This window comes from Frigidibacter sp. MR17.14 (genome assembly GCF_037095735.1).
GTDB lineage: Bacteria > Pseudomonadota > Alphaproteobacteria > Rhodobacterales > Rhodobacteraceae > Frigidibacter.
Genome location: NZ_JBAWKD010000003.1, coordinates 462,953 through 469,613 on the forward strand (window position 1 = coordinate 462,953; position 6,661 = coordinate 469,613).

The following is a 6,661-nucleotide window of genomic DNA, read 5'->3' on the forward strand; positions in this document are numbered from 1 at the left end:
CTGGCCTGCCCTGCGCTAGGCTGGGGCCCTGTGCTGCCGGGAAAGTTCGCGATGATCACCGAGGCCGACGCGTATTTCGACAAGGGCTGCGGGCGCTGCGCGCGCTTCGCCACGGCCGATTGCGCGACACAGGCCTGGGCTGGTCCGCTGGCGGCGCTGCGGGCGCTGTGCCTTGGGGCGGGTCTCGACGAGACGGTGAAATGGGGCCACCCCTGCTATGTGCATGCCGGGCGCAACGTGGCGATCCTTGGCGCCTTCCGCGAGGATGCGCGGCTCACCTTCTTCGAAGCGGGGCTGATGGCCGATCCCGAGCGCGTGCTGAGCGCGCAGGGGCCGAACAGCCGGGCGCGCGGCACGCTGCGCGTGACCGGGGCGGATCAGGTGGCGGCGCTGGCCCCGGTGATCCGCGCCTATCTGGCCGAGGCGATGGCCCATGCCGCCGCCGGCCGCCGCGCACCGCGTGACAGCGCCGAGCCCGACCTGCCCGAAGAGCTGGGCGCCGCCCTCGACGACGATCCCGCGCTGGCCGAGGCCTTCGCGGCGCTGACCCCGGGGCGGCGGCGCAGCTATGTGATCGCGCTGGCCTCGGCCAAGGCCAGCGCCACGCGGGTCCGGCGGGTCGAGGGGTTCCGGGCGAGGATCCTTGCCGGAAAGGGTGCGATGGAACGCTGAAGCCGGGCCCGTGGCGTGGGGTCGCCAGTCCTTCGCCTGCGGCGTCCTTCCGGGATGACGGGCGGCTTGCCCCCCCTGCGGCCCGCGCGGCGCTGTGAGCGCCCACGCGCCCAGTACGCAGCGGCCGCCGCGCGTGGAACGCGGCCCCGCGCCTGCCCTGCAGTCGCGGCCGAACGCTCGCCCGAAGCGCGATTGCCGGGCGCGGCGCTCTCGCCTAGCCTGCCGCCCGGGAAAGGCGCCCGCGGAGGGGCGCCAGAGGGAGAGACAGATGACCCAGGGCTTCGACACGCTGCAGATCCACGCGGGCACCGCCCCCGATCCGGCCACCGGCGCGCGGCAGGTGCCGATCTACCAGACCACCGCCTACGTCTTCCGCGATGCCGACCATGCGGCGGCGCTCTTCGACCTGCGCGAGGTCGGCTACATCTATTCGCGGCTGACCAACCCCACCGTCTCGGCGCTGGCGAACCGGATCGCGGCGCTGGAAGGCGGCGCAGGCGCGGTCTGCGTGTCCTCGGGGCATGCCGCGCAGATCATGGCGCTGTTCCCGCTGATGGGCCCGGGGTTGAACATCGTCGCCTCGACCCGGCTTTACGGCGGCACGATCACCCAGTTCAGCCAGACGATCCGCCGCTTCGGCTGGTCGGCGAAGTTCGTCGATTTCGACGACACCGCCGCGCTCGAGGCCGCGATCGACGGCAACACCCGGGCGGTGTTCTGCGAGTCGATCTCGAACCCGGGCGGCTATGTCACCGACCTGCCGGAGGTGGCGAGGATCGCCGATGCCGCCGGCGTGCCGCTGATCGTCGACAACACGCTGGCCTCGCCCTATCTCTGCCGCCCGATCGAGCATGGCGCGACGCTGGTGGTGCATTCGACCACCAAGTACCTGACCGGCAACGGCACCGTCACCGGCGGGGTGATCGTCGATTCGGGCAAGTTCGACTGGTCCGCCTCGGACAAGTTCCCCTCGCTCAGCGCGCCCGAGCCCGCCTATCACGGGCTGAAGTTCCACGAGGCGCTGGGGCCGATGGCCTTCACCTTCCACTCGATCGCCGTGGGCCTGCGCGATCTGGGCATGACGATGAACCCGCAGGGCGCGCATTACACGCTGATGGGGATCGAGACGCTGAGCCTTCGCATGGAGAAGCACGTCGCCAACGCCCGCGCGGTGGCCGACTGGCTCGAGCGCGATCCGCGGGTGGACTATGTCACCTATGCGGGGCTTCCGTCCTCGCCCTGGCACGAGCGGGCGGAACGGCTCTGTCCGAAGGGTGCCGGGGCGCTGTTCACCTTCGCGGTGAAGGGCGGCTACGATCCCTGCGTGAAGTTCGTCGATGCGCTGAAGCTCTTCAGCCATGTCGCGAACCTTGGCGACACCCGCAGCCTCGTGATCCATTCCGCCTCGACCACGCATCGCCAGCTGACGCCCGAGCAGCAGGAGAAGGCCGGCGCCGGCCCCGGCGTGGTGCGCCTGTCGATCGGGATCGAGGACCCGGCCGACCTGATCGCCGATCTCGATCAGGCGCTGGCCACCGCCTGCGGCTGAGGCGCGGCCGCGAAGGCGTCGGGCCGGGTGCGTGACGCCGCCGAGGCGGCACCGGACCGCAGGGAACGAGGGCCGCCGGCATCGCGACCGCCGCGCGGCTGTGCGTCGCGGCGGCTGGCGGTGGCGCAGGCGGCGCGAACCCCGGCGGGCACCCCGGCAGGCGGGCCGAAGCCGGGTGCCCGCCGGTCTGGACCGTCGCGGCCGGACGCAGGCGGCAAGCAGCACGAGCGCTGCCCGCATTGTCCATGCGGCGGCGCGGGGCCCTGCGCCCGGCCACCGGTCCAGCGTCGCGATCGTTGCGGTCAGCGAGCCCGCGCCTTCCTCAAGGTCGCCGGCACCGACGCGCCTCGGCCCGGCATCTCGGCGGACAGACACCCGGGCCCAGATCCCGGATCGGGCTCTGTGCGCCGTGACCTTGCCGCCAGAGCCGGCGCATCGGCCACGGCGCCCGTGGCACTGGGCGTGGCAGGGGCCGCCGCGGTGGCCCCCGGCGACAGTCACGCCGCAGGCATCACTGCGCGGCGAAGTCGAAGACCACCGTCACCCGCGCAGTCATGTCCAGCTCACCCTCGGCCACCGGCACGTCCTTGGCGAAGCTCGCGGTGCGCATCTCCATCGGGCGGGCATAGCCGCCATCCTCGGCGATCGACTCGACGCCGGTGATCTTCACCCCGGCGGCCTCGGCATAAAGCTCGGCCTTGCGCCGGGCATCGGCCACCGCGGCGCGGCGCGCCTCATCGAGCTTCGGCTGCGTCTCGGCCAGCCCGAAGCCCAGCCCGTAGATCTGGTTCGACCCGGCCGAGACCGCTCCATCGAGCACCGCCCCGAGGCTGTCGAGCGCCCGCACCCGCACCGTCAGCATGTTCTGGGCCTGGAAGGCGCGCAGCGTCGGCGCGTCGTCGGGCACCTGCGGGGTGCGGTCCTCGTAGACCGGGTTCACGTTCAGCGACGAGGTCTGCAGGTCCGCTTCCGCGATTCCCGCGCCGCTCAGCGCCGCCATCACCTTCGCCACCGCGTCGGAATTCGCGGCCATCGCCTCGGCCGCCGTTGCGCCCTCGCTCACCACGCCCAGCGTGATCGTCGCCATGTCGGGGCGCGCCGCGACCGAGCCTTCGCCGGTCACGGTGATGTGTTCCTCGGCCAGCGCCGGTCCGGCCAGCGCAAGCGCCAGCAGCGCCGCCGATATCCCTTTGATTGCAGGCATGCGTTCCTCCTTCGGTTCCGGTCATAGGTGGCGTGGAACGCGGCGGGGGGGAAGCTCCGTCGGGGGCGTTTTCCTTCCCTTGCGCGAAAAGCTGCTGTAGGACGGAACGACCTTCCATGCCCGCCTTCGCGCGGGCTTTTCCACATGGTAGAGCCGACCGAATGAAACCAGCCTTTGCCCTCAGCCTCGCCCCCGAAGGAATCGTTCTGCTGGAACGGGATGCCGGGGGCTGGCTTGCCATCGGCGAGGTCGGCTTCGACCAGGAGGACGCCGAAGGCGCGATCCAGGATCTGTCGGCCGCCGCCCATCGCCGCCGTCCCGGCGCCGTCGCCAGCAAGCTGATCCTGCCCTCGACGCAGATCCTCTACCTGTCCGTCGATGCGCCGGGCCCCGATGCCGCCACCCGTCGCCGGCAGATCGCCCGCGCGCTGGAAGGCCGCACCCCCTACCCGGTCGACACGCTGGTCTACGACTGGTCGGGCACCGGCACGCAGGTGAAGGTCGCCGTCGTCGCGCGCGAGACGCTGGACGAGGCCGAGGCCTTCGCCGAGGCCAACGGTTTCAACCCGGTCTCGTTCGTGGCCCTGCCCGAGAACGGCCAGTTCGCGGGCGAGCCGTGGTTCGGGCAAAGCGCCTCGGCCCGGCGCTGGATCCCCGAGGGCGAGCGGCTGGTGCGCGATCAGGACCCGGTGCGGGTGGTCGGCATCGTCGATCTGGAGGCGATGCCGCTGGTCGAGCCGATCCTCGAGGCCGATCCCGACCCGGCCGAGGCAGTGCTCGCGCCCTTGCAGGGTGCCGCCGATGAGCCTGCGGGCGAGCCTGTCGAAGAGGCTTACGCCGAGGGGACCGACGAGGGCACGGAGCCCGGCGTCCCGACCGAAACCGCGGTCGCGCCGGAGCCTGAGCCGCTGGCAGAGCCGGAGCCGCTGGGCACGACCGCCCCCGCCGACGACGAAACGGCCGGCGTCGATGACGCCGTGGCCGCGGAAGACACGCTGCCCAATGATCGCGAGCCGCGGGACGACTGGGCCGCGCCTGAGCCTGCGGCACAGGTCGCCTCGATCGACGAGGTCGCGCTGGACGAAACCGCCGCCGAGGCCGTCGCTACGCTGGACGCCGAGGTCGACATCGCGCCCGAGGCGGCCGCAGAGCCCCGGACCGAGGTCGCGCCCGAGACCGCCGCGTCCGCCGGACCGGTCGACCCCATGGACGAAGCCGCGGCCGAACCGCTTCCCCCCGAGCTTTCCGATGACGCGGAGGCGCCGGTTCCCGCCGAGCTGGAGCCCGAGGCGACAACCGCGCCCGAAGCCCGGCCCACCGCTGGCGACGACGCCATCGACCCCGCCCGCATCGCCGCCACGCTCGAGGCCGAGGCACCGCTGCCGGCCGAGGAACTGGCGCCCGACGCACCGGACACCGACGCGCCAGACACCGAAACGCCGGCCACCGACACGCCGCGCCGCGACGGGTTGCGGCTGGTGCCCGGCGAAGCCCGCCCCGCTGCGGCCGAGGCCCCTGCCTCGTTGCGCGGCGCGATGAAGCGCGCGCTCGGCTTCGGGGCGATGACCCGTCAGGATCAGGCGGCCCCCGCCGCCCGCCGGCGCGAGGCCGGTCCGGTCGCCGCGCCGCGGGTGTCGCCCGGCGCACCGGGCCGGTCCGCCGGCGGCCCGCTGGCCGCCAGCCGCGCGCCCGAAGAGTCCGTCGAGGCGGGGTTCGTCGAGGTCCTCGAACCCGAGGTGATCGCGCCTGCGGCGCCCGAAGATCGTGCCGCAGCGATGCCCCTGCCCGTCGATGCCCCTGTCGCGGAGCCGCCCTTCGATCCGGTCGCGGACCCCGTCGCCGCGGCCCCGCGCGAGGATGCGCGCTGGCTGGACGACGTGCCGCCGATGCCGGCGATCCGGATGCCCGCGCATGGTCATGCCGCCGCCAGCGTGAACGTCCCCGCCCCCGATACTGCCGCGGCCCGGGCCACGGCCGAGCCGCCGCTGCGCGCCTCTGTCACCGCGCCGAAGCTGGGCGTCGCGCCCGAGCCGCGCGAAAGCCATGCCGCGCCGCGCCCGCCGAAGGGCGGCAAGCGGGTGGAACTGGCCGAAGGCCGCCGCAAGGCGCCGCGCCTGAGCCGCGGCAAGGCCGAGGCACCGCCCCTGGCACCGGGGGCGCCCGCACCGGGGTCCGAGGTCGACGAGCGCGCCGCCCGCGCCGCCGAGGCCATCGCCCGCGCCGGGCGCGACAAGCAGCCCCGGACGCGGTCGCGCAGCCTTGGGCTGGTGCTGACGCTGGGACTGATCCTTGCGATGGTGGCGGTGGCGCTTGGCTCGATGCTGTTCGACGGCCGCGCGGTCGAGGATGCCGCGGTCGAGACCTCGGGTACCACCGCGCAGGCGACCGTGGCGCCCGAGGGCGCCGCGACGGACGAGGTCACGGTGACCGAGGGCGACATTCCGCCCGACACCGCGCTGGACGACACCACCAGCGCAGCGCAGGGCAGCCCGGACACGTCGGGCGCGGCGCAACCGCCTGCGGTGACACCGGCCCCCGAGGCGGCACCGCAGACCGCCGCGGTGCCCGAAACCTCGACAGAAAGCACGGCCCAGGCGCCTGCCGCGGCCGAGCCCGCGCCGTCGGGCCCCGCGCCCGAAGTGCAGCGCGAGGCCGCGACCACCGCCGGCGCGCAGGCGGGCCCCGACGCGACCGAGGCCATGGCCCCGCGCGGCGCCGATCCCTCGCCCGAGGCGCAGGCGCCCGGCGCGCTCGCACCCGTGGCCGGGCTTGCCGCCGATGCCCCGCCCGCGACGCCGCAGCCGACGCTGCCCTATGGCACCCAGTTCAACTTCGGCCCCGACGGCATGGTTGTGGCGACCCCCGAGGGCGCGCTGACGCCGAACGGCGCCGTGGTCCGCTCGGGCCGTCCCGCTGTCGTGCCCCCGGCCCGCCCCGGCACCCAGGCCGCGGCCACCGCCCCCGCATCAGGATCTGCCGCCCCGACGAGCCAGGCCCCAACGAGCCAGGCTGCGGCGACACCGCCGCAGCTGGCGCCCGCCGCCCCCCCGGCCGCCGCCGCACCGGCGACACCGCCCGCGCCGCAGACCGGCCTCGTCTATGGCAGTGGCCCGGGCGGGCGCAGCACCGGCCCGGCCGCCAGTCCGCCCCCGGTGCGACCGGCGGGCCGGACGCCCGCGACCCAGAACGACGCCGCCCTGACGCCGGCGCCCGCGGCCCCGGTCGCGGCGCCGGCG

4 protein-coding genes are annotated in these 6,661 nt (G+C 74.6%); 3 read left to right on the top strand and 1 reads right to left on the bottom strand.

Annotation, left to right across the window (positions count from 1 at the left end; translation table 11 throughout):
• Positions 1 to 51 precede the first annotated feature (51 nt).
• The gene (locus tag V8J36_RS10935) at positions 52 to 672 is read left to right on the top strand and encodes a YdeI/OmpD-associated family protein (RefSeq protein ID WP_336467314.1); all 621 of its coding nucleotides are present in this window, start codon (positions 52 to 54) and stop codon (positions 670 to 672) included.
• Positions 673 to 940: 268 nt separating this feature from the next.
• Positions 941 to 2,221 (top strand): O-acetylhomoserine aminocarboxypropyltransferase/cysteine synthase family protein, encoded by a 1,281-nt coding sequence (locus V8J36_RS10940; protein WP_336467315.1) that lies wholly within the window; start codon positions 941 to 943, stop codon positions 2,219 to 2,221.
• A 511-nt stretch (positions 2,222 to 2,732) separates the two neighbouring features.
• Here the strand turns inward: V8J36_RS10940 and V8J36_RS10945 are convergent.
• A complete protein-coding gene (locus V8J36_RS10945) occupies positions 2,733 to 3,425 on the bottom strand; it encodes an SIMPL domain-containing protein (RefSeq protein ID WP_336467316.1) in 693 nt (230 codons plus the stop codon).
• Between the two features lie 161 nt (positions 3,426 to 3,586).
• Here V8J36_RS10945 and V8J36_RS10950 point away from each other — a divergent pair.
• Positions 3,587 to 6,661, top strand: a 3,075-nt coding sequence (locus V8J36_RS10950; RefSeq protein WP_336467317.1) for a hypothetical protein, incomplete at its 3' end; no start/stop codon positions are given.